Annotated in this window: 22 protein-coding genes and 1 pseudogene; 11 read left to right on the top strand and 12 right to left on the bottom strand. The window is 52.4% G+C overall.

What is annotated here, in order from left to right; all coding sequences use genetic code 11:
- Positions 1-37 precede the first annotated feature (37 nt).
- The 8 genes and pseudogenes from CKW16_RS12275 (at position 38) to CKW16_RS12240 (ending at position 8,271) form a co-directional block, all read left to right on the top strand.
- A complete protein-coding gene (locus CKW16_RS12275) occupies positions 38-601 on the top strand; it encodes a glycoside hydrolase family 19 protein (RefSeq protein ID WP_095128639.1) in 564 nt (187 codons plus the stop codon).
- Positions 583-1,122, top strand: a complete 540-nt coding sequence (locus tag CKW16_RS12270; protein WP_095128638.1) for a lysis system i-spanin subunit Rz — start codon at positions 583-585, stop codon at positions 1,120-1,122. The genes CKW16_RS12275 and CKW16_RS12270 overlap by 19 nt, the downstream gene beginning before the upstream one ends.
- Positions 1,123-1,361: 239 nt before the next feature.
- Positions 1,362-1,976 (top strand): hypothetical protein, encoded by a 615-nt coding sequence (locus tag CKW16_RS12265; RefSeq protein ID WP_141232731.1) that lies wholly within the window; start codon positions 1,362-1,364, stop codon positions 1,974-1,976.
- Between the two features lie 266 nt (positions 1,977-2,242).
- Positions 2,243-3,047 (top strand): annotated as a pseudogene (locus CKW16_RS12260) (DNA adenine methylase).
- A gap of 96 nt (positions 3,048-3,143) precedes the next feature.
- Positions 3,144-4,376 carry an AAA family ATPase gene (locus CKW16_RS12255; protein WP_371918020.1) on the top strand — a complete coding sequence of 411 codons (1,233 nt, stop codon included), beginning with the start codon at positions 3,144-3,146 and terminating at the stop codon, positions 4,374-4,376.
- Entirely contained in the window at positions 4,373-5,407 is a 1,035-nt protein-coding gene (locus tag CKW16_RS12250) for a DUF4435 domain-containing protein (RefSeq protein WP_095128635.1), read from the top strand. Before CKW16_RS12255 ends, CKW16_RS12250 begins: the two co-directional genes overlap by 4 nt.
- A 577-nt stretch (positions 5,408-5,984) precedes the next feature.
- Entirely contained in the window at positions 5,985-6,419 is a 435-nt protein-coding gene (locus tag CKW16_RS12245) for an ImmA/IrrE family metallo-endopeptidase (RefSeq protein WP_095128634.1), read from the top strand.
- A 418-nt stretch (positions 6,420-6,837) separates the two neighbouring features.
- A complete protein-coding gene (locus CKW16_RS12240; protein ID WP_095128633.1) occupies positions 6,838-8,271 on the top strand; it encodes a P-loop NTPase fold protein in 1,434 nt (477 codons plus the stop codon).
- A 266-nt stretch (positions 8,272-8,537) separates the two neighbouring features.
- Here the strand turns inward: CKW16_RS12240 and CKW16_RS12235 are convergent, their stop codons facing one another.
- From CKW16_RS12235 to CKW16_RS12225, 3 genes are all read right to left on the bottom strand, one after another.
- The gene (locus CKW16_RS12235; RefSeq protein WP_095128632.1) at positions 8,538-8,882 is read right to left on the bottom strand and encodes a hypothetical protein; all 345 of its coding nucleotides are present in this window, start codon (positions 8,880-8,882) and stop codon (positions 8,538-8,540) included.
- A gap of 473 nt (positions 8,883-9,355) precedes the next feature.
- On the bottom strand, positions 9,356-10,189 hold the full coding sequence (locus CKW16_RS12230; protein ID WP_176471544.1) for a DUF2971 domain-containing protein: 834 nt from the start codon (positions 10,187-10,189) through the stop codon (positions 9,356-9,358).
- A gap of 270 nt (positions 10,190-10,459) precedes the next feature.
- Positions 10,460-10,669, bottom strand: a complete 210-nt coding sequence (locus CKW16_RS12225; RefSeq protein ID WP_095128630.1) for a hypothetical protein — start codon at positions 10,667-10,669, stop codon at positions 10,460-10,462.
- Positions 10,670-11,342: 673 nt separating this feature from the next.
- On the opposite strand from CKW16_RS12225, the gene CKW16_RS12220 reads away from it, so the two are divergent.
- On the top strand, positions 11,343-11,825 hold the full coding sequence (locus CKW16_RS12220; RefSeq protein WP_095128828.1) for a cupin domain-containing protein: 483 nt from the start codon (positions 11,343-11,345) through the stop codon (positions 11,823-11,825).
- Between the two features lie 120 nt (positions 11,826-11,945).
- Here the strand turns inward: CKW16_RS12220 and CKW16_RS12215 are convergent, their stop codons facing one another.
- The 3 genes from CKW16_RS12215 to CKW16_RS12210 form a co-directional block, all read right to left on the bottom strand.
- On the bottom strand, positions 11,946-12,365 hold the full coding sequence (locus tag CKW16_RS12215; RefSeq protein WP_095128629.1) for a type II toxin-antitoxin system YafO family toxin: 420 nt from the start codon (positions 12,363-12,365) through the stop codon (positions 11,946-11,948).
- 6 nt (positions 12,366-12,371) lie between these two features.
- Positions 12,372-12,518, bottom strand: a complete 147-nt coding sequence (locus tag CKW16_RS32300) for a hypothetical protein (protein WP_176471543.1) — start codon at positions 12,516-12,518, stop codon at positions 12,372-12,374.
- Between the two features lie 151 nt (positions 12,519-12,669).
- Complete coding sequence (locus tag CKW16_RS12210; protein ID WP_046047769.1) at positions 12,670-12,939, bottom strand: hypothetical protein; 270 nt, start codon at positions 12,937-12,939, stop codon at positions 12,670-12,672.
- 478 nt (positions 12,940-13,417) lie between these two features.
- On the opposite strand from CKW16_RS12210, the gene CKW16_RS12205 reads away from it, so the two are divergent.
- Entirely contained in the window at positions 13,418-13,636 is a 219-nt protein-coding gene (locus CKW16_RS12205) for a hypothetical protein (protein ID WP_095128628.1), read from the top strand.
- A 123-nt stretch (positions 13,637-13,759) separates the two neighbouring features.
- Here the strand turns inward: CKW16_RS12205 and CKW16_RS12200 are convergent, their stop codons facing one another.
- The 6 genes from CKW16_RS12200 to CKW16_RS12175 all read right to left on the bottom strand — a co-directional run bounded on the left by CKW16_RS12200 (position 13,760) and on the right by CKW16_RS12175 (position 19,444).
- Complete coding sequence (locus CKW16_RS12200; protein ID WP_095128627.1) at positions 13,760-14,545, bottom strand: transporter substrate-binding domain-containing protein; 786 nt, start codon at positions 14,543-14,545, stop codon at positions 13,760-13,762.
- A gap of 121 nt (positions 14,546-14,666) precedes the next feature.
- Complete coding sequence (gene copD, locus CKW16_RS12195) at positions 14,667-15,602, bottom strand: copper homeostasis membrane protein CopD (protein ID WP_095128626.1); 936 nt, start codon at positions 15,600-15,602, stop codon at positions 14,667-14,669.
- Positions 15,603-15,605: 3 nt separating this feature from the next.
- Complete coding sequence (gene copC / locus CKW16_RS12190; protein ID WP_095128625.1) at positions 15,606-15,977, bottom strand: copper homeostasis periplasmic binding protein CopC; 372 nt, start codon at positions 15,975-15,977, stop codon at positions 15,606-15,608.
- 55 nt (positions 15,978-16,032) lie between these two features.
- Positions 16,033-16,920: a copper resistance protein B gene (locus tag CKW16_RS12185; protein WP_095128624.1), complete on the bottom strand. Its 888-nt coding sequence runs from the start codon at positions 16,918-16,920 to the stop codon at positions 16,033-16,035.
- An 11-nt stretch (positions 16,921-16,931) separates the two neighbouring features.
- Positions 16,932-18,629, bottom strand: coding sequence for a copper resistance system multicopper oxidase (locus CKW16_RS12180; protein ID WP_095128623.1), 1,698 nt, complete (start codon positions 18,627-18,629; stop codon positions 16,932-16,934).
- Positions 18,630-18,739: 110 nt separating this feature from the next.
- The gene (locus CKW16_RS12175) at positions 18,740-19,444 is read right to left on the bottom strand and encodes a murein L,D-transpeptidase catalytic domain family protein (protein WP_095128622.1); all 705 of its coding nucleotides are present in this window, start codon (positions 19,442-19,444) and stop codon (positions 18,740-18,742) included.
- A gap of 81 nt (positions 19,445-19,525) precedes the next feature.
- Here CKW16_RS12175 and CKW16_RS12170 point away from each other — a divergent pair, with 81 nt between their 5' ends.
- A complete protein-coding gene (locus CKW16_RS12170) occupies positions 19,526-21,274 on the top strand; it encodes a murein L,D-transpeptidase (protein ID WP_095128621.1) in 1,749 nt (582 codons plus the stop codon).
- Positions 21,275-21,397 lie beyond the last annotated feature (123 nt).

The raw sequence follows: 21,397 nt of genomic DNA, 5'->3' as shown, positions 1-21,397 counted from the left end.
ACCCGCTGCGAGCGGTTTTTTTATACCAGGAGTTTGTATGTCCATCACGGAACAGCAATTGCTACGAATCCTCCCGAACGCCCGCCGCCAAGCGGGCGTTTTTGTATCCGCCCTGAACACGGCCATGGCGCATCGGCAGATCAACACACCGACGCGGCAGGCTGCGTTCCTGGCCCAAGTCGGGCACGAGTCTGGCCAGCTGCAGTACGTCCGCGAGCTGGGCGGCAATCAGTACCTGAGCAAATACGACACCGGCAACCTGGCCGCGAAACTGGGCAACACCCCAGAGGCGGATGGAGATGGCCAGCGCTATCGCGGGCGCGGTCTGATCCAGGTGACCGGCCATAGCAACTACCTGCGCTGCAGCCTGGCGCTGTTCGGCGACGAGCGCTTGCTGCGCACCCCTGAGCTGCTCGAGCAGCCGCAATGGGCGGCCGAGTCGGCGGCGTGGTTCTGGTGGGTGCGAGAGCTGAATGCCCTGGCGGATCGGGACGAGTTCGAGGCGATCACCCGCAAGATCAACGGTGGACTCAACGGCCTGCAAGATCGGCTGCAGCTGTGGAAACGGGCGAGGGCAGTGCTATGTGTGTCGTCGACCTGATCCCCGCGCCGTACCGTCTGTTAGCCGTTGGCGTGCTGCTGACCACATTGGTCGGCGGATCTGCCGCGTCGGTCTGGAAGGTGCAGGGCTGGCGCTACGGCAGTCGCCTCAGCGAGCAGGCCCGGCTCCACACCGAAACCCTCAACCAACTGACCCAGGTCTCGGCCGCGCAACAGCGTGCCGAACAGGACAAACGCCTCGCGCTCGAGCAGCGCTTGGCAACCAGCGAACAAACCTATTATCGAGTCCTGAGCGATGTTCAACGTGATCAAGGTCGCCTGCGCGACCGCCTTACTACTGCTGATCTGCGCCTGTCAGTCCTACTCGACGCCACCACCAGCGCCGGTAACGGATCGATGCCAACCACCGCCACCACCGGCAGCGTGGTTTATGGCCCCACAAGAGCCGAACTTGACCCGGCGCATGCTCAACGAATTATCGGCGTCACCGACGACGGCGACCGAGGGCTGATTGCCCTCGCTGCGTGTCAGAAATATATAAAAGTACTGATGGCTAAATAAAAAGTCAGTAGGTTTTAGGATCGTATTGCTACTTAGAATTTAGATGTCAAGCTAAGAGTTGTGGTTGAAGGGTTGTGTAAGTAAGCGTAACTTGGATTTGTCTCATACGTTAAATGGGCATGGAGGTTTCTATTAAAGTGTAATTGCTGTCTATAGTTTCAGATTTTTTCCTTTCGATTTTTGTAGTGTTTCAGTCGTGTGCTAAGCTTGATGTGAGATTTGATTCTAGGTGAATGGCCATGGCTGATAGTACATTAACCACATTTGCAAGTGTGGCAGGGGTCGCGGGCATTGGGCTGGGAATAGTCTTGACGATATTCAAACAAGCAATTCAAGGTTCAGTTTTAAAGCAATTGCCGGAGGAAAAGGCTTACCAACTGTTGCGATTGGTAATAGTGTTGACTTTTTTGACTGGAATGTTCGGCATGGTTGCATGGCTTATAAATGCAAATATGGGCAAAGAACCAAAAAACAAAGAAAGCAGTTCGCTCTCAATAGTCGAGCATGATAGAGCTGTAAACTTGGCCAATAAAGGTTGTTTTTTCTATACTCTTAATAGCACTGATCATGCTTATATAGATAGCAGTGTGGAGCTGGCTCAGCAGTCATACATATCTAGACTCCGTTCCTCTGGGAAAGGATTTAAATTTCTATTTTATGGTGAGCCGGATGCTCTGCTTAGAGGGGGGGATGTTGTTACAAGGCAATTTGGTACAGTCTTTAAGCTGGCTCAAGCACTAGATATTCCTGATAATGGGCCTATAGACGAGTCGGAGTTTGTTTCTATGAATGGGTGGGTAGGGGGTTACAGATGCAAAGTAAGGGTTGTTAGCACGGATTATAAGGAGGAGTGAATTTTTTCAACTCGCATTTTGCCTTTTGTTTGGCTCAACTGGAGGACTTGCTTCCGAGATTTTAGAATATCGCTGATATATTTTTCCGTAACTTTGTATTTTTAGTTGAAAATAAAAAAAGAGCTGCTGAGTTGAATGGTCCAACATTCAACTCAGCAGCCTTCCTCGCAGAACGTCCCTGCAAGACCAGCCAAGGCTCTTACACCGTGCACAAAGCGCGGCGAGCCTGGAGCCTGTTTATCCATACAGTAAAGGTCTTGCTCGCAATGTCTACACCCATCATCCCTTGGATGGACAGCAAACGCCGCCTGGCCGACCGCCTTATCCCGCTTTTCCTATCACACGAATGCTTCCTCGAAGTCTTTGCCGGCGGTGCCGCGCTCTACTTCATGAAGCCTCGGCAGCACCGGTCGAAGTCCTCAACGACATCAACGGCGACCTGGTGACGCTGTACCGCGTCGTACAGAACCGCCTCGAAGAGTTCGTGTGCCAATTCAGATAGGAGCTGAGCTCTCGCCAGGTATTCGAGTGGTAGAAAATGACCCGCCCCGAAACCCTCACCGACATACAGCGCGCCGCCCTACTTTGCTACCTGCAGCACCATGCTTTCGCCGGCAAGATTACCGGGCAGACTTTCGTACCGCCACCACTGGCCCGGCGATCAACCTGCTGCGGATCGAGAAAAACCTCTCGGCCGTTTGGCAGCGCCTGCACGGTATCTATGTCGAAAACCTCCCCTGGCTTGGATGCGCGGAACGCTACGACCGTGCCCATACCTTCCACTACATGGACCCGCCTTATTGGCAGACCGCCGGCTATGGGGTGGATTTTCCGTTTGAGAATTACGAGCGGATGGCTGACTTCATGCGTCGCTGCAGGGGCAAGGTGATGGTCAGCATCAACGATCATCCGGACATCCGGCGTGTTTTCGAAGCCTTCCATTTTGAGAGGGTGAATATTCGGTATTGCAATACCAATCAGCGGCAAGGGAAGGCTGACTTGAGTGGAGAGTTCATTATTCTGAATTGGACGCCGAGTAGTTTTGGGGGGGTGTTTATTCTAGCGGTATAAGTTGTCGCTGTCGTTTTGAAGATTGTTCATGGTGGATGTGGTGCGTACTAATTATTGAGGGAATAAATTTAGTATCCAATTAAAACTGTAAGGAATGTGCTTGCGACATTGATTCGGTTTTTGGTGACTTGGTTTTTATTTCATGGTAATCTCGCGAGAGAAATCTATGTTTTGAGGTGTGCTTTGATTAGGATTAACAAACTCGAGTTCTTTAATTCTCCCAAGAGGAATTATAGGCTCGTACTTGACTTGAGTGAAGATAAGCAGTTTTATATATTGACTGGTTATAATGGTGCCGGAAAAAGTAGGATTATAAAGATAATTCACGAGGCGTTTGCGATTACTCGAGGGGGTAAGTTTTCCTCTAGTATTTCGCGCTGGGCTTTTCAGGCTTCCTTGTCTGATGAGGTTAAAATTAGAGCGTTAAAGTGGGAGATGGGAAGCGCTTCAAAAAAAGATGTGAATGATCTGATGCAGCGTTTCTTTGAGTCCGAGTTAGAGTTGGAGGAGGTTTTTGCGGAGGCAGAGAAGTTAGGCTCTTCATCAGCTAAAACTAGATTTTCTGGAGACTCTAATAAAGACGTTGAGGATTTTTTCTGTGGCAGTGGGGCCACGCTTCCCGATCTTCTTGCCAAAGAGATTAGTCCCGAGGATTATTCTAAAAAAATTAATCTTGTGTCTTATATAGATGAAACGCTTTTTTTTAGTTTTCCACGGAAAGTTGTAGATTCGGTTTTTGCTGGTCAGGGTGATGCTTCTAGTTTAGATAAGACTTTGTGGGCCTTAATTCATGCTTATGTTTCGAAAGTAGCAGGCGCTGATGAGATAAAAAAGCTGATTTCGGATCTCGTGGATGTACAGCAAGCAAAGAATAAGAAAGGTCTAACCGAGAAGGAGGTCAGCGTAATACTCGATTCGGCAATATCTGAACTGAAAGGTAATGCGAAATTTGATGATAACGTGGTTTTTCATGAGTTGAATGAATTTTATGGAAAGACAAAGCGGAAATTAGTATGGGTCAATGAAGCTATTCATATGGATGTTCCCGATGAAGGGATTATTCATTGGACCGAATTTTCCAAGGGTGAGAAGACCCTTCTTGCTCTAATGTTGACAGTCTATCTCTACAAGGATACGGCATTCTTCATGTTCGATGAGCCGGATTTGTCTTTGCATGTAGAGTGGCAGCGGATGCTCTTGCCTGCGTTTCAGCGGTTAGCGCCAAATTCTCAATTCATTATCGGAACGCATTCCCCTTTCTTGGTTATGAATACTTCATCGGAAGAAATTGTAAACTTGGCAAAAAAGTATAAGGAAGTGGGGGTATGAATGAAGATCAAGATATTTCTTTTGGTGTAAGTGGGGATGTTGGTGATAGCCTACGGTTTTTTAATATTGATGGTTCTGATGCGCTCCCAGTTGATGTGTGGGTGGAGGCCTTAGATGATAAGCGTTTTTGGCTTGACTATTTTAAATCTAACGACAGGTATAAATTTTACGTGCGGGGGCCTGATGAGGCTGTAGCTCCTGATGGTAAGGTGGCAAACGGCTGTGACAGGTTGTTCTCCTTGGAAAGGCAAAGCGTTTTGACGCTCGGAGTTGGTTGCATCTTTTGTATTGATAGCGATGACTCATATCTCAAAAGTTTTGTGCCTGGTTACGTTTCCCAAAAGCTTCCACGGGATCATGTATTCGTCACAAATATTTATGCCTTGGATAATGCTTTTGTATACTCAGAATATGTTGATCATGCATTCGGTTTGCTAGTATGTAAAGGTGGACATGAGCTAAAAGTTTTGCCGTCTAAATTCATTGCCAGTGTTTCTAGCTCTATATGGTCTGCCTTTGTCGGTATTTATTATTTGGAAGTGATTGGGCGGGATAAGGAGTTTTCTTTGTCTAAGCGACTTATCAATAATGCGCTGGATAAGCTAGGCAAAGTCATCATCTCCGAATTTGATCAGTGTGAAGTGTATAATAATTACTTGGCTGAAGTGGCTGATATTGAATCTGCGGTGCGTTCGGCGCTATTGACGGTCGGGCAAGAGGGTTACGACCTTTTTTGCAGTGAGTTAGAAACTGCTGGAGTGAGTGCTGATAATGTTTATTTGTTTTTGAGGGGGCATAATTTATTTGATGTAGTGGCTTCCGTATATGAAGTTGTAAGTCAGGAGTTTAAATGCATCGAAATCGAACGTGTCAAAACAGTGCACGCAAATAGCGCATCTGTAGTTGCGGGTATTGAAAAAAATTGGCAGGCAGTCTCAAGTTTTCTGAAAGCGAGATTCTCATTGGTGGGTGCCGACATACCATTTCTAAAGTGTACTTTGGAAAGAATTTCGGCGGATTACTCTTTGTAATTTACAAATGTATTTCCGTTTTGGGTTCCATTCTTAGACAGAGGCCATTTTATGGTGTGGAGAATGATCTTGCAGGCCTCGTTCAACGATTGATTGCGTCGCGTGCAGAATGCTTGGGCTATCTCTTGTAGGGGGGGCAAGGCTATCGACTAGATGCCGATTAAATGGATAGTGCTGCGGCTATGACGCCGTCGTCAACGGTCCTTTTGATACCGATACTTGTTTATCCAGTTATTTTTTGCCCCATGGCACGCTTGTGCAGAAAGATTCGAGTGGAATGGCAAAAATTTACTTGATATGGTTTCTAATTGCGTTTCAGAACGGTTTTTATTGGCAGGTTATATTTAGCAAGGCTGCGCCAAAATGAAGATGAAATAAGGGATAGGGTCCATTTACCCTATTCTAGGCGTCTGCTGATGGCTCAGAGTGTGTAAAAACGCTAGATCCCGTTTCGATCTTCAAGGCTGAACGGCTGTCCGGCTTTACATTTTTTCTCCAGTCTCCTCCGGCCATGCTTAACTCTTATGGCAGCAGTCTACGCACGAACAAGGAAAACTCGTGTGACCAGGAGGTTAAAATGCGCCTTGCTATATTGTTACTCTCCGTCCTATTCGGCTCATCAGCGATTGCAGTTCCCGAAATTCCCGACCCCTCTCTTAATGACATCGCCATGGTCAAACCCGACCCATTCTATGGGGCTGTCATCATATACAATCCCAGCATTTGCCAGCAGATTGGGCCAGCGTGTGGTTTTTTCAGAGCTCATGAAATTGGTCATGTTTTTTCAGGTCACCATCTCTTGCCCCCCTACGCCTACAACTCTCAAGTCGAATTCCAGGCAGATTGTTGGGCCGCGTCGAACGGCATTCCGTATGAGATTTTTGCGGCATACCAACTTTTCTTGAGCGGTGGTAGTAGCGCCAACTGGAATATTTATGGGAATCCGCAGCAAAGGGCTGCGCGACTGAAATATTGCGCTCAGATGGCTGGGCGGTGGATCGGACCACCCTAGCCGAGTTGGTTAGTTTTGCAGCGCCTGTTGACAACAGAATCGGCCTACGCAGTCCATCGGGACCATCTACATTGACCATAATTAGGGTTCCCGGTTGCCACCGGAAACCCCCAATTCGCATGTAGATAGCTCTTAGGGGAAATTTAGAGCAGATGGAGGGCCGCCATAGGCCGCTGTGCGCCACAGGTGGAGATCTAAAGCGCCGATTTTATGGGCTGGAGCGGTCCTCAGGGACGCGCGAAGGAGTTTGAACCCCTGTCTATATCTGTACTCCCGGTTTGTCGGCGAACTGGGTGAGGGCTGGACAGTTCTAATTTCTTAGCTGTTAGAGGGTAGGGTATCCAAATCGAGGCTCTTCGGTGACACTCTGACGAGTGTTTGGTTACCGTCAGCCAGTTAATCTAATAGGAGTAATCCCTTGAGTACGGACGCCACGATTCCAGCCGAGCGAAAATCGATACAGTTGCGCATCAAAGAGCTTCAGTTTGATTCTGGCACATGGCCTTGCCCTCAAGATTTGCTGGGCCGGCATGCCGAGATAGAAAATCTATCGCCGGTTCTCCTCAGCGCGCAGTCCCCCCTAGTTTTTGCCGTAGACGCCCCATGGGGTGGAGGAAAAACTACCTTTTTTCGTCTGTGGCAGCATTATCTGACCAACCAAAGCAAAGTCAGCCTGTACCTTAATGCTTGGGAGAGCGATTTTGCTGAAGATCCACTACTTCCGATGCTCTCAATGTTGGACCGTTGGCTCGGTAATCAGAGCAATAAACCTGGGGTTAGGGCCGCGTGGGAGAAAGCAAAGACTTACGCGCCAGGCATTTTAAAATCCACAGCAGTTGCTGCTGCCAAGGCAGCAACTTTTGGGGCTTTGGATCTCGATAAAGAATACGAAAAGCTTGCGTCGGAATTGACTGGTGGAGCGGTTGGTAGTTTGGTTGACAGTTTCAACGTAAAGCAGAAGTCCCTAGAACGGTTTAAAGTTCAGTTAGGCAAAGCACTTGATGCGCTGCCAGAAGGGCAAGAAAACTTGATACTTTTTGTTGATGAGCTGGATCGATGCAAGCCCACCTATGCAATTGAGGTCTTAGAGCGCATCAAACATTTGTTCGATATAGACCGTTTGGTTTTTGTTCTCGCTATCAATCGTGATCAGCTCAGCAAAAGTTTGCAAGGTGTCTACGGTTCGTCGTTCGACGGGCTGCATTATTTAAGGAGATTTATCGATCTGGATTATCAACTTCAGTTGGTGAATATAAACGCGTATGTAAGTGTTCGTATCAAGCAGCCAGATATACTTGAGTATTTCAAGTTGCGAAAGTCGGGGCGAGATGACTATGAATATGGTTCAGAGGTTTTAGGCTTTTTAGCTGGTCGATTTAAGTATACTCCGCGAGATATTGATCAGCTCGTTGTGCGGTTAAGTCTAGTGCTTCGTAGTATTCCAAAAGATCATTTTCTGGATATGCCTCTATTAATTCCCCTAATGGTGTTGCGACAGGAAAAATCGGATCTTTATCGCCGCTATACTAAAAATGCTTCATGTGCCAATGAAGTGGCGGAATTTCTATTGAGTGGTTCCATTGGTGATGTTGTTTTTGACCATGCAATGGCTGTAGTCGTAGGTTATCTTATAGCTGCTGGCCGCGATCCATTTGAGCAGATATCAATAGAGTACCTGATCACTCCTTGGAGAGAGTGGCATGGACGAATGATGGAAAATGATCCACAAGCTGGATCAGTAAAAACTGTTATAGAAATCGCGTCAGATCCCGTCGATTTTCGACGTCGTAGGGAAATGCAGAAGCTTGCTTTCGAACGTATCGAGCTGGTGAATAAAATCGACGTTTCTTGAGCATCGTTTCGAAGAGAGCTAAATCTTTCCAGTGTCCCATAACTGGATTAAGCGTCCGATCCTGGCAAGGGGAACGCACTGGTTCCCCAAATTTACGTACCTTTGGTAGCAATTGTTGGGATGGGGCAAAAATGGGGCAATCCGTGCGCCAAACGATGCCATTCAATGCTAATCATGCATTTATGCATGCGCTCGAAATACAAGGTGAGCCACGTAAACACACGGGGGGGGCTCAGCGTCCGAAATACTCCAGCACAATTGGCGTGTTACGTATCGATCTCTTCGAGCTTGAAGTATCGAGTGCCAGCTTTGAGGGCGGTAAAAGTCGTGCACTCAGAATAGGGTTGGGTGTAGCTGGTGCTGGGTCCTTGGATGTTGAACACAACATGATTTTGGGTCGGCCCCCGGCCTCGCTCTAAAATTAGACCGCTCAAGGCCTCTCGGCTTTCTCCGTTTTTCTCGGCAATAGAAACGATTAGCTCCCTTAAGGTTTCGGGGGCATCGTCGACCACCTCTTTCGTGATCGCTATCGATTTATGGCGGCCAAATCCGCCGCCCTGAGCGGAACCTAAGCGATGAAGAACGACGTGCGCGATGGTCACAATTTCCATGTCTAGCTTCCTGATGGCATGAGGCTACGACTATATCTGATCGGGGCAAGATATCCAGTTGGGGCGGCGAGCGATTCCAGCGTAATTGGCGTGCACACGGATGATGAATCAAAACCAACTGGCTTGATCAGTTATTAGCAGGGATTGCGTGGCCCGGTGCGGGGATGGTTCGGAAAGGCTGTGCATCTTAAAGATGCTGGTGTCTGTTTCTATCTGTTCTGAACCTTAGAGAATCAGAAACAGACACCTTAACAGACACCTACTTGACGCGGAGTAGGCTGGAGGCCTTGAAAACAGTGGAGCGGGTGAAGGGAATCGAACCCTCGTTATCAGCTTGGGAAGTTAATAACGAGAGGGTTTATGGGTGAAGGAATACTGAATCGAAACTATACGCTAACTGTTAGATTTTTCATGCAGGCCATTTAAGGCCTGTATGGATTTGCCTAACTTATTATTGGAGGGTGGTTCGAGGGCTATCTGTAACTTGCGGAAGATCGAGTAAATTTAAGTCGTTCCAATCCACTTGTGGTTAAGAACAGCTCAAGGTCATATTTTTCTATAGCACATTTAGGTCCAAGAATTAGATCGGTAATGATGTTTTGAGAAATCAAATCGGATAAATCATATTCAAAATAGGAAATAAGCTTTTCATTAGACGCTCGGTGACATAGCTCAGAGATAGCGGTAGTTGTAGTTTTGTTGGTTGCCGTGTTCCCCCAAATTTGGGGTGTGTGAATGATTCGCCATTCGCACTCTTCTTTGAATGCTTGGTTTTTAAATATGGTGGATAAACCACTAAGTTTATAGGCTGCTTCAATTACTATGCCGCCTGATTCCTCGATTTCCTTTCCCTTCATAGAGTCAAGGGTCGATCTGATAATTTGGTCTATTGCGCCATCCTGCACATCGTTATCATATAGTACTTGCATAGTGGTGATGCTGTTGTTTAAAGCAGCTGAGAGATGAGGGAACGCTCCCGTGACCGGTAACAGTTCACTATTTAACCCGATTGCCACGCCGGATCCGTCTTTCGCATAGGCTCTCCATTGACTTAACAAGTCGCCGTCACTGGAAAGAGAGCAAGTAAATGGAACTAATTTCTGGAGATTGGCCTGGTCCCATATAAATTGTATGTGCTCACGGTCGTACTCGTTCACCAGCTTGTTGAGTGTTGATTGGATTTTGTGATAAGCCCAGTGGACTTCTTGATAATCATTAAGGTTGTGAGGGCCGGAAAGCCATAATTTTTTGTGTTTGATAATATTAAAAAAACCGTTAACGTCGGTGTAGTGATAAAGCGTCGTCATATGTGGGCCTGCCATTTTTTAGTTTTAAAATTATTTTGTACTTGATTCGGTATTATTTATCATTTTTAACAAATTGCCCGTGCTGCGCAATAGTATTAATGACAAATGCCTTTATTCCTCCCGCACAAAAAAAAGGAAGAATTAATCGATGGTGCGTGAACGGGTTGCCCGGACGTAACCTTGGCCGCATCGTCTACATTCTGCCAGCACCTTACTAGCCCTATCAAAACTCCGCTGAAGTCTACTTGTCGTCCGCTTTTGGCTGTGAAATCAATCCGGTGTCATCAGCACAGCGAGCGTTAGCTTGATGAATTCTTCATTGCGGTCGATAGCCGCCAAGGCGCCGCGAACATTATCAGCAACCTCAACCGCGTCACGCTGCTCAATCCAGTTTGAAAGCTCCAAAATTGCGGCTTCCAGGGCGAGCTGGTTTTCATTGATTTTGTACAGCAGGGAAGGGAGCAGGTCTGAGTTCGGCATCGCGATTCCTCCGTGAAAAGCAAAGCGTAGCAGCTTAATAATTTCATGGGGCGGGTGGATTGATGGAGGTTGAGGCCAACCCACAACGCCATTTGACAGTAGCGACAGTGTCGGGATTGGAGCCGAAAATGATTGCTTAAAATTTGCTACAGGGGGTTAGAGATGAGCCAGAATTTAATGATGGGTAAATATTGCTGGTACGAAATTGGTACAGGGGGCTGGAGGCTGGCTTGAAGGCCATTATTTGGAAGGGCTGAATGATTAATAGGTCCAATCCATCATCGGGGCGACGGAGAAGCGGCGGGAGAGCGGGGCGGGTGTGGCGGTGATTGGGGGCATTGGCGGTTCTGAGATGGGTGGGGCTGGGAGGAGGGGAGTTTATCAGGATTGGGGTTGTGGGGTTTAGGCGGGCTTTTCTGCGATTGTTCAGTACATCTGAGCAACGGCATGAGAGGAAATCGACTGGATCGCTACGAGTAAATAAGTCTGCCCCCATTTTTCCCCGCCATTTTTCCGAAAAGTATCAAGTCCAGACCATTGCGTTATAGGGCTGTTCACATTGGTTATATCGGCGCTACAACATTCGGCTACCGTCATCATTAATACCGTGTGTTGAAGCTATGTTTGCCTCTGCAGTGATACACCCACAGTCCCCAAACACGAGGAAACCATGATGCGCTCCCACAAAGCTGTCGCTGTTTCGTTGGCCTTGCTTAGCGCAGCCTTCCTGGCATCTGCCGCCCAGGCCGAGGGAGCGGGTTTGATTACCGCCACCCCATCCGAACTCAAGTGGACAGCTGCGCCGTCGGTGGGGCCCGGCGCGATGATTGCAGTGATTGAAGGTGACCTGAAAGCCGCCGAGCCCTTCACCCTGCGCTTGAAGCTGCCGGCAAATACGAAAATCGGCGTGCATACCCATCCCGTGACCGAGCGCGTAACCGTTATCTCGGGCACCTTCTACTTCGCCACCGGAGACAAATTCGATTCGGCACGGGCCAAAGCCTATCACCCGGGGGACACCCTGATCATTCCCGTCGGCATGTCGATGTACGGCGCCAGTCGAGAACAGGAAACTGTGCTCCAACTCCACGGCACGGGGCCTTGGGGGATCACCTACCTCAACCCGGCGGACGACCCTAGGAACAGCAAGATGTAGCGAGCGACAACCATGTGGAACGACTCAATAGCAGAAAAGGGGACTGATTTATTTTTCCGAGTTTGCTTGGCTGCGGCGAGGAGCAATAAGCCGGCCAATCACCAGTTTTTTCTGCGCAGTTCAAGGGTCGTCCAAATCAGGGGAGTCGAGCTTTCCAACAATCCAGGGTCCTACGATATCGCTACGCATCGTCCGAAGGAACGAACCCCATTCCTTGCGATTGTGAGCATCCGGCCCCGTAACCGCGAGCAACAGGTATTCATCTCTGAAGTCGTCGTAGGCATAGATGAGCCAGAAGTCATTGTCAGGATCATCGACCAGTGCGGTTCGATAATACTGACGACTGATTTTTGCCCAGCGGTTCTGTGTCTCTTCTGTACTTGCGAGATGAATATGATGCATGTCGCTCAGGTCGAGCTTCTCGTCTCTACCGAAAATGGCAGGCAGATCGCCGAACAATTTATAGTTGTAGAACTGTGCGGCAATTGTTTTCCAGTGTTTTACTTTTTGAAAGACTGCAGCAATTTTGACTGCCGGCATCCAGGCCTACTTTGTAATAGGAAGCTTGCCAGTGATCACAAACGTATCGAACACTTTTTGCCCATCACGCGCTGCTTCCCGAACATCCAGAAACGTCAGTTCTTTATGGATAACCTTTCTGCGTGGCTTATCGGTTTTTTTAGTGGTGGCCATCGGAGCCTCCGAAGGATGTGTATTCATACTGACCAGCTTATGTGATTGATGGTATCCGGGCAAACCGCAAAAGGCGGTACGCGGAGCTTCTTTTTGCTGCCAGCTTCCATGAGACCGAAGGGGCGGCCGAGGAGGGCGCCCCTTTGTGACATCAGGACGGTTCAGCATCCATACGTCTGGCAATGACATCCAGCACATCGCAGCCATCGCGCAAGGGTATGCAGCAAAGCATTGCGAAGTCGCTGAGGATCACCGAGTCCGTGGTGATGTCGCCGCGCATCGCGAGGTTTTCCAGGATCTGTGTTACCGCCCCAATTCGGTAGCGTGCGGTGCTAAGCAGTGAATGCAGCGGTTGGGTGGTGTTTACATACAGCGAGGGAAGGTCGTCGGCGTTGCTGGTTAAAGCCATATATTCTTTCATGAGTGGTTACCAATTGTAGGTGGAAGACCTACCACTCAATTGTCGCCAAACAAAAGGGTGGTAGCTGTACGCGGGTTGGCGAACCGGACAATGGTAAAACCGGCAGACCCGAAGGTCTCCCACGCACAGCCACCAAAAAACAGATAGCCAAGTGCGTTCAGAAACCCTCCGAGAAGAGCTCGGAGGTTTCTTTAACCGTTGTCATCGAGTCGCCAAACCCGATACGTCATTTGGACGCGGATCGGACTATAGGCCTCGTGACAAAGGCACGGCAATGCGCAAGTGTACGGACAATTCCCAGAGTCGTGTAGGACGTTGCTCTTTTGACAGTTTGTCTGGAGAACGCCCTTTTTTTGCCTCAAGCAATCAGTACCTGAACCAACGCTGTCGCCCAGCAAAGTTTCATAATTCCTGGCGAGCTTGCGGCATAGGATGACTCCCTAAGGTCACCGCGCTTCCAACCCACAGGGACTGAAAAATGATCTCGAACCTCTTCAAAGTCGCTCTGATCGCCGGCGCATTGCTATTGAGCGCCTGTTCGGGTGCAAGCACCCATAGCGAATATTCGGAAGCCACCCTGCCGTCTGCCGGTTTTGGTCCGGGGCCTACCAACAACGCCAATAAGATGAATTTCCATGGCAGTGCGCTCGGCAACAGCTTCGGCGAGTACAGTTCGGGGTTGTTGCACGATGATTAACGGCGGAAGTGTTTCCGCCGTTTTGCGTTTTGCCTGATGTGCCGTGTGTTTTGGCGAAGAGGCGACTGCTGCGCAGTCGGACGCAGGCTTCGCCAGCTGCTACATGGATTGCGTAGGTGGCGGTTATTTGGGCTCGGGTGTCGCTATCCATTGGCCCAGAACTTTTTGGTAGTTGCCTGTGACTTTGGCCAGGTGCAGCCACTGATCGACGTACAACTTCCAAGTCATGTCATCACGCGGTAGCAAGTAAGCCTTCTCGCCGTACTGCATGAATTGCTTCGGGTTCACCGCGCACAGACCAGGTTTGAGTTTCTGCTGATAGAGCGCTTCCGAGGCGTCAGTAATCATCACGTCAGCCTTCTTGTCCAGCAGCTCCTGGAAGATGGTCACGTTGTCATGAAGGCGCAATTGCGCCTTGGGTAGAAAGGCGTGAACAAAGGCTTCGTTGGTGCCGCCGGCCGGTTCGACCAAGCGAACCGAAGGTTGGTTGATTTGCTCGACGGTCTGGTACAGCGCCTGATCTTCGCAGCGCACCAGCGGGATTTTGCCGTCGACGTCCAGCGTGGTGCTGAAGAAGGCCTTTTTCTGGCGTTCCAGCGTGACCGAGATGCCGCCGACGCCGATGTCGCATTTGCCTGCGAGCATATCGGGCATCAGGGTTTTCCAGGTGGTCTGCACCCACTCGACCTTGACGCCCAGGCTGTCGGCCAGCGAGCGGGCCATGGCGATGTCGATGCCCGAGTATTCGCCGTCCTCGGCTTTGACGGTATAGGGTTTGTAGTCGCCTGTTGTGCACACGCGCAGTTGGCCCTGTTGGATGACGCTGTCCAAGTGCGATTGCTCGGCTTGAGCAGTAAACGATAGTGCGAGCAGGCCACCGAGCATCATTGTGCTTTTTAGGTTGTTCATTGTTATCCGGCTTCCATGATGGAGTGGGGGCTGAGAGTACTTACTTTCTGCTGCCCCGCTCAACATTGGCGTGGATGTTGTAGAACTTGATTTGCTGCAGCCTGACCATTACTCGCGAGAACTATTGTCCCGCCATCTCCATTTCCGGACTCAACGTCCCCAACCAGGCCACCAGCCCCACAATCAACACCGCCGCCGCCAATTCAACCACCACGCTGCGCCGCAACGTAATTGCCGCCACCCGATACAGACCCTCACGCAACGACCGCTCCAAAAACGGCCCCAGGTGAAACCGGTTCAACGCGGCGAGCACCAGCATCCCGGCAAACAGCGCGATTTTGATGGACAGCAATATCCCGTAGGTACTGAGCAATACATCGTCGAGCGTCGGGCCGACGATGAACAGGTAATTCACGACGCCCGTGACCGTGATGACGGCCACGATCACCGCACCCACCCATTCAAATCGGCTGACTGCCCGAGCCAGCAATCTGATGCGTTCCTCGGTTTGCAGATCGTTGATCTTTGCCATCAAGGCAAGTGCGACCAGCGCACCGAACCAGGCCCCCGAAGCCAGTAGATGCAAGATGTCAGTGATGAAATGCCAATAACGACGGCTGCCTTCATCCATCGCCCCGTGACCGCTCCAGGCCAGGCTGGCCAGGGCGATAGCGCCGGCAAAAGAGGCGATCAGCAGGCTGAATCCGGGCGCACGGTGATTGAGCATCACCGCCAGACTGGCGATAACCAGCGCGATGATGCGCACGACCCAGGCCAACCCGACATCCGTCTCCAACACCATCATCTCGATATGCGGACGCAGCTCGGCAAAGTCCGTTTCACCGCTCATGGCGCTCGCCATCATCACCATGCTGGCGACAGAAAGCAGCACGCCCAGCAACGCAGCCCCCGTCAACATCGACCGAAGCGGCAGCGCCACCCCTGACACCCGCTCCTGTTCTTTCAGGCTGTACAGCCCAAACAGCGCCAGCCCAAACAGCAGCATCAAATCCACATACAACCCAAAGCGCAGTGCAATGCTGAGCGAGTCGTTCATCAATCACTTCACTTTGAACGTAACGTTGCCGGTGATCGGGTGGGTGTCCGAAGACACGGCGCGCCATTCGACTTTGTAGGTGCCGGCAGGCAGTGGCGAAAGCGGTGTGATGACCATGGTCTTCGGATCGCTACCACCAGAGACTTTGGCTTTCATGGGCATGGGGGAGTGCGCCATGCCGGGCATTTCCGTCATGACCAATTTTGCGCCGGAGAACTGGGTCATGAGGTTTTCGGAAAAGTGCAGTTCGATTTTGCCGGGTGTCGCGCCATCCGCACCTTCCGCCGGGGTGGAGGAGAGCAGTTTCGGGTGCGCTTGAGCGAGCGCGCTCATGAGCAGCCCAATGACAACAGCGGTAGTTTTAATCATGCGCATGCAAGGCCTCTTACCGCTTTAAGCGGTTGTTTTTTTGGTTGTTGAGTTAATGCGTTTAGAACCACAGGCGAACACCGAGGACCAAGCGTGCTTCGCTGCGATCCTCACCTTCATCGTTGGCGTAGTCGGCGGTTTTGCCATACGTGCGGTTCCAGGTCACGCCGATGTAAGGCGCGATTTCCCGGCGGATTTCATAGCGCAGTCGCAGGCCGGCTTCGGTGTTGGATAACCCTGAACCGATACCCCGTTGCGGGTCGTTTTTGCCGTAGAAGTTGAGTTCGGCGGTCGGTTGCAGGATCAGCCGGTTGGTCAGCAGGATGTCGTAGTCGCCTTCCAGTCGCGCGGCGGTTTGGCCGCCTTCGCCGATGAAGGCGGTGGCTTCGGTTTCGAAGTTGTACAGCGCCATCCCTTGCACGCCAAACGCGGCCCAGGTTTGCGGGTCGCCAGGTTTGAAATCCTGGCGAACGCCGGTCACCACGTCCCACCACGGGGAGATCGCGTGGCCCCACAGGGCCTGGATTTCGGCGTCTTCGGTTTTGCCGTTGGTGCGTTCGCCTTCGGAGCGCAGCCACAGGCGATCGATGTCGCCGCCGATCCAGCCGGAGAGATCCCAGGCCAGGGTGCTGCCGTCGTCAGCGTCCTGCCATTCGAGTTTATCGGCGAGGAAGTAATGGTTGAGCGCGGTGTCATGCACGCCGTGGCCGGTTGGGCTGGCGTACACGGCGGCGCGGTCGGCATCGGTCAGCGCCGGGATCGGCGTGCGACTTTCGGTCGGCGCGGCGGGCTGCATCTGGCCGTCGTCCATGCTTTGCATTTGGCTATGGTCCATGCCCTGCATCTGGCTGTGATCCATGTTCTGCATGTCGTCGGTGGCGGCCATCGCCGAAGAGAGCGTCAGGCTCGCGGTCACGAGTGCCAATGAGATTGGAGTGAGTCTGGTCATCGGTAGGCGCCTCATTCTTCCACGCGAACTTCACGGAACATGCCCATTTCCATGTGGTACAGGAGATGGCAGTGATAGGCCCAACGGCCGAGCGCATCGGCGGTCACCCGATAGCTGCGCCGGGAGCCGGGTGGCATGTCGATGGTGTGTTTGCGCACCATGAACTCGCCGTTTTCGTCTTCGAGGTCGCTCCACATGCCATGCAGGTGAATGGGGTGGGTCATCATCGTGTCGTTAACCAGCACCACCCGAACCCGCTCGCCATATTTGAGGCGCACGGGTTCGGCATCGGAGAACTTCACACCGTTGAACGACCAGGCGAATTTCTCCATGTGGCCGGTGAGGTGCAGCTCAATGGTACGGCTCGGCTCGCGGCCGTCCGGGTCTTCGAAGGTGCTGCGCAGGTCGGAATAGGTCAGGACGCGGCGGCCGTTGTTGCGCAGGCCGAGGCCGGGATCGTCGAGTTTGGGGGCGGTGGTCATGGCTTGCATGTCCACCAGCGGGTTGTTGTTTTCCGTCGCAGGGTGGGACTGCATGCCGGGCATGGCCATGGCGCTGTGATCCATGCCCGCCATGCTGCCGTGATCCATCCCGCCCATGCCCATGTCATCCATGGTCACCAGCGGTCGAGGGTCCAGCGGCGGTACCGGCGCGGATAAACCAGCCTTCGCCGCAAGTGTGCCGCGTGCAAAGCCAGTCCGATCCATCGACTGGGCGAACAAGGTGTAAGCCACTTCGGTCGGCTCGACAATCACGTCGAAGGTCTCCGCCACCGCAATGCGAAACTCATCGACGCTCACCGGTTTGACGTGCAGCCCATCCGCAGCAACCACCGTCATTTTCAGCCCGGGAATGCGCACGTCGAAGTACGTCATGGCGGAGCCATTGATGAAGCGCAGGCGCAACTTCTCGCCCGGTCGGAACACGCCCGTCCAGTTCGAGTTCGGCGCCTGGCCGTTCATCAAGTAGGTGTAAGTTGCGCCGCTGACGTCGGCCAGGTCGGTGGGGTTCATCTTCATTTCGGCCCACATCTTTCGATCGGCGACCGTGGAACCCCAACCTTTCTCGCTGACGTCGTGGATGAAATCACCCACGGTGGGCTTGTTGTAGTTGTAGTAGTCGGACTGTTTTTTCAGCGTCTTCATCAGGTCGACGGCGTCTTCGTCGGTCCAGTCGGTCAGCATCACTACATAGTCGCGGTCGTACTGGAAAGGCTCCGGCTCCTTCGCATCGATCACCAACGGCCCGTAAACGCCGGACTGTTCCTGTAAGCCTGAATGGCTGTGGTACCAGTACGTGCCGTTCTGTCGAACCTTGAATTGATAGACGTACATCCCACCCGGCTCGATGCCGTGAAAGCTCAGCCCCGGCACGCCGTCCATGTTGGCCGGCAGCAAGATGCCGTGCCAGTGAATGGAGGTGTCGGCGTTGAGTTTGTTCTTCACCCGCAGCGTCACCGTGTCGCCTTCGCGCCAGCGCAGCAGGGGGCCGGGAATGCCGCCGTTGATGGTCATCGCGGTGCGCGGGTTGCCGGTGATGTTGACCGGGGTTTCGCCGATGAACAGATCGAAATCGGTGCCCGCCAGCACCTGAGGTTCGCCGGGGCTGGTGACCGCCCAGACAGGCGTGCGCCATAACCCGAGGCCGCCGAGGAGCCCGCCCGCGGCCAGCCCCTTCACGAAGGTGCGTCTTGATGTGTTGGAATGCATGCCGTGTTCCCGGTCCGTCAGCGTGGAGAGAGCTTGACGACGAGGCTAACGGGCGATGCCTTTCAGCAGGCTGAGGCGGGGATTACAGTTTTGTCAGGTTCATGCCGTATTTATTGGCGTGTTTCGGGCGTTGACGCTGCGGCTACAGTGCCGCCACCGCAATTGATATACGAAGACGATTTCAGCCAACGCTGATCCGGGTAGTAAGAAAACAACAACTGCCCACCTTTCATCGAATCAATCAACTTGTGCGCAATCGCCGGCCGCACAGCAGGACACCCCAGGCTTCTACCAATCCGGCCATTCGCTCGGGCAAGAACAGGGCTGACATAGGGTGCCCCGTGAATAACGATCGCCCGCTCAAATGCGTTGTCGTTGAAGCCTGGCTCCAGACCTTCCATGCGCAAGGAATAACCGTTCTGGCCGACATAGCTCGACTGGGTGCGGTACAAACCGAGGCTGGTGGCAAAGCTTTCATTCTGGTTGGAGAACTTGACCGCCATGTTCTCGCCGCTGTTGCGACCGTGGGCGACCAGTTCGTGGAACAGTAATTTACGTTTCTTCAGATCGAACACCCACAACCGTTGTTCGGTCGATGGCAGTGAGTAGTCGATGACAGCAAGTCTTTGGACAGGTGCTTTACCTTGGGCCAAGCTGCATTGGGTAGCGCGTACGGCCAGCCCGATGACTTTGGCGTTGGCGCCTGGTGCTGCTTTGATCAGCGCGGCTGCAAGCGAATCGGCGTAGGCTGCCGGTACCGAAACTGACGTCAGCAGCAGGGCCGTGAATAGAAAACCAAAGCGGTCTAGCGCCATATGTAAGTCTCACATTAATGTTTCGAGTCTAGCAGTGTGCAGGATGCTAGCCGTTGAATACGGGGCGATTAAGGATTATCCATGGGGCAGTTAACAAGGTTATTCGTCATAAGCCGCATCTTTTTTATGGGCTTTCTGATCAGCGGCGCAGCGATTGCAGAAACTTCGCCGATTGAGGCGGTATCTGCCGTCATCAGCAGAACTGGCGCGGCACCTGACGATTACGTCGCTCAAACGATTCAGGCGGCACTTGAGCCATTGAGTTCATCGTTTCCCCCCTTGCTCACTTCTCGTGGTCATCAACGGGTGGATCCGAGTCGCGTGGTCATGGATTTTTACATGCATCGGAGTTATCGCTCGGCCTGGGCGAACGACAGCGATGTCATTCAGTTATTGAAAAGCTTGAGCGACACCCGGGCCGACGGGCTGGACCCTGCGGACTTTCATATTGATGAGTTGGCGAACGCCAGAGCGTCGATGCAGGCAGCAGAGCCGACGGTGGCGCAACGTGCGGCATTCGATATCGCGGCGACCCGGACCTTTATCACGGCGCTGCTGCAATTGCGGCGCGGCAAGGTTGACCCTTCGCGTCTGGACATCCATTGGAATTTCGACCCTGTCGGCGCCGATCCTCGTGGAGACATGCATAACTTGTTCGCCGCGCTCGAAGCTCATGACGTGGCGCGCGCTTTCGCCGAAGCGCCACCACAAGAGGCGGTTTACCGCAGTCTGCGCGTGGGCCTGGCGCAACTGCGCAAGATTCGGGACGCGGGCGGCTGGCCGAAGATTGCCGAAGGCCAATCGCTCAAGCCAGGCATGGATGACGCCGCGGTCGCGCAGTTGCGAGCACGCTTGGTGGTGGGTGGTTATCTGGCCCCATCAAAGAAGCAACGCACTGATTACGACGACAGCGTCACCGCAGCGGTGAAAAAGTATCAGACCGAGCAATACCTGGGGGCGGATGGCGTGGCGGGGGCCGCGACACTGGCTGCGTTGAATGTGCCCGTAGAGGCGCGGATAGACCAGGTTCGGGTGAACATGGAGCGAGCGCGTTGGTTGCTGTACAAACTTCAGGGCACTTTTGTCATCGTTGATATTGCGGGTTACAAGGTAGCGCTTTATCGCGACGGTAAGGCGATATGGCGTTCCCGGGTTCAGGTCGGTAAGCCGTTCCGCAGTACGCCGGTGTTTCAATCCGAGATTACTTACGTGACGTTCAACCCCACCTGGACCGTGCCACCGACGATCCTCGTCAAAGACATGCTGCCCAAGATTCAACGAGATCCAGGCTACCTTGCCGCCAACCGTATAAGAGCCCTTGATCGAGAGGGGAATGTGCTCGATCCGTCGACCGTCGACTGGGATAACGCGCGCGGTATCACCCTGCGACAGGATGCCGGGCCGGATAATTCGCTGGGGCAGGTGGTCATTCGGTTTCCCAATGAGTATTCGATTTACCTCCACGACACGCCGCATCGCGAGTTGTTTGCGCAATCGCGCCGGGCCACCAGTTCAGGCTGCATACGGGTGGAGAACCCGCTGCAGTTAGTAGAGCTGCTGTTCAATGACCCGGTTCGCTGGAACAGCGCCGGGATACAGGCTCAACTGGCGAACGGCAAGACCGAAAACATCAGGCTTCCAGTCAAGGTGCCGGTGCTGTTGGCTTACTGGACGGTGGACCTGAGTAACGATGGTCGAGTGATGTTTAAACCCGATGTCTACGGGTACGATTCCGCGGTACTACGGGGGTTGAATCTGCCTTCGGAACTGCCCGTTCTGGATGTGCGACGAGCAGGAACTTCCGCTGTGGCGACGGGGCAAAACCGGTAATGGCCGTGAAGGAAGCGGGACTTGCGGGTCATTGATGCACCTACGATGCAAGCGCTCTGCGTCAACCTTTGCGCTCCGTCGCAGATTCCGGGGGTGCTGAAGCCAGGTTGTTGGTTCGCCCGT

The sequence above is a fragment of the Pseudomonas sp. Irchel s3h14 genome (assembly GCF_900187425.1).
In the GTDB taxonomy this organism is placed as follows: Bacteria; Pseudomonadota; Gammaproteobacteria; order Pseudomonadales; family Pseudomonadaceae; genus Aquipseudomonas.
The sequence above is the reverse complement of the archived record's forward strand: the minus strand, read 5'-3'. Positions and strand labels throughout refer to the sequence as shown.

Bases quoted from the DNA above. Each gene is read 5' to 3' on its own strand.
- copD (WP_095128626.1), bottom strand. From the start codon at position 15,602: ATGAACGACTCGCTCAGCATTGCACTGCGCTTTGGGTTGTATGTGGAT.
- CKW16_RS12170 (WP_095128621.1), top strand. From the start codon at position 19,526: ATGGGGCAGTTAACAAGGTTATTCGTCATAAGCCGCATCTTTTTTATG.
- CKW16_RS12175 (WP_095128622.1), bottom strand. From the start codon at position 19,444: ATGGCGCTAGACCGCTTTGGTTTTCTATTCACGGCCCTGCTGCTGACG.
- CKW16_RS12210 (WP_046047769.1), bottom strand. From the start codon at position 12,939: ATGAAAGAATATATGGCTTTAACCAGCAACGCCGACGACCTTCCCTCG.
- copC (WP_095128625.1), bottom strand. From the start codon at position 15,977: ATGCGCATGATTAAAACTACCGCTGTTGTCATTGGGCTGCTCATGAGC.
- CKW16_RS12245 (WP_095128634.1), top strand. From the start codon at position 5,985: ATGCGCCTTGCTATATTGTTACTCTCCGTCCTATTCGGCTCATCAGCG.
- CKW16_RS12220 (WP_095128828.1), top strand. From the start codon at position 11,343: ATGCGCTCCCACAAAGCTGTCGCTGTTTCGTTGGCCTTGCTTAGCGCA.
- CKW16_RS12225 (WP_095128630.1), bottom strand. From the start codon at position 10,669: ATGCCGAACTCAGACCTGCTCCCTTCCCTGCTGTACAAAATCAATGAA.
- CKW16_RS12230 (WP_176471544.1), bottom strand. From the start codon at position 10,189: ATGACGACGCTTTATCACTACACCGACGTTAACGGTTTTTTTAATATT.
- CKW16_RS12235 (WP_095128632.1), bottom strand. From the start codon at position 8,882: ATGGAAATTGTGACCATCGCGCACGTCGTTCTTCATCGCTTAGGTTCC.
- CKW16_RS12250 (WP_095128635.1), top strand. From the start codon at position 4,373: ATGAATGAAGATCAAGATATTTCTTTTGGTGTAAGTGGGGATGTTGGT.
- CKW16_RS12205 (WP_095128628.1), top strand. From the start codon at position 13,418: ATGATCTCGAACCTCTTCAAAGTCGCTCTGATCGCCGGCGCATTGCTA.
- CKW16_RS12275 (WP_095128639.1), top strand. From the start codon at position 38: ATGTCCATCACGGAACAGCAATTGCTACGAATCCTCCCGAACGCCCGC.
- CKW16_RS12180 (WP_095128623.1), bottom strand. From the start codon at position 18,629: ATGCATTCCAACACATCAAGACGCACCTTCGTGAAGGGGCTGGCCGCG.
- CKW16_RS12200 (WP_095128627.1), bottom strand. From the start codon at position 14,545: ATGAACAACCTAAAAAGCACAATGATGCTCGGTGGCCTGCTCGCACTA.
- CKW16_RS12265 (WP_141232731.1), top strand. From the start codon at position 1,362: ATGGCTGATAGTACATTAACCACATTTGCAAGTGTGGCAGGGGTCGCG.
- CKW16_RS12215 (WP_095128629.1), bottom strand. From the start codon at position 12,365: ATGCCGGCAGTCAAAATTGCTGCAGTCTTTCAAAAAGTAAAACACTGG.
- CKW16_RS32300 (WP_176471543.1), bottom strand. From the start codon at position 12,518: ATGGCCACCACTAAAAAAACCGATAAGCCACGCAGAAAGGTTATCCAT.
- CKW16_RS12270 (WP_095128638.1), top strand. From the start codon at position 583: ATGTGTGTCGTCGACCTGATCCCCGCGCCGTACCGTCTGTTAGCCGTT.
- CKW16_RS12185 (WP_095128624.1), bottom strand. From the start codon at position 16,920: ATGACCAGACTCACTCCAATCTCATTGGCACTCGTGACCGCGAGCCTG.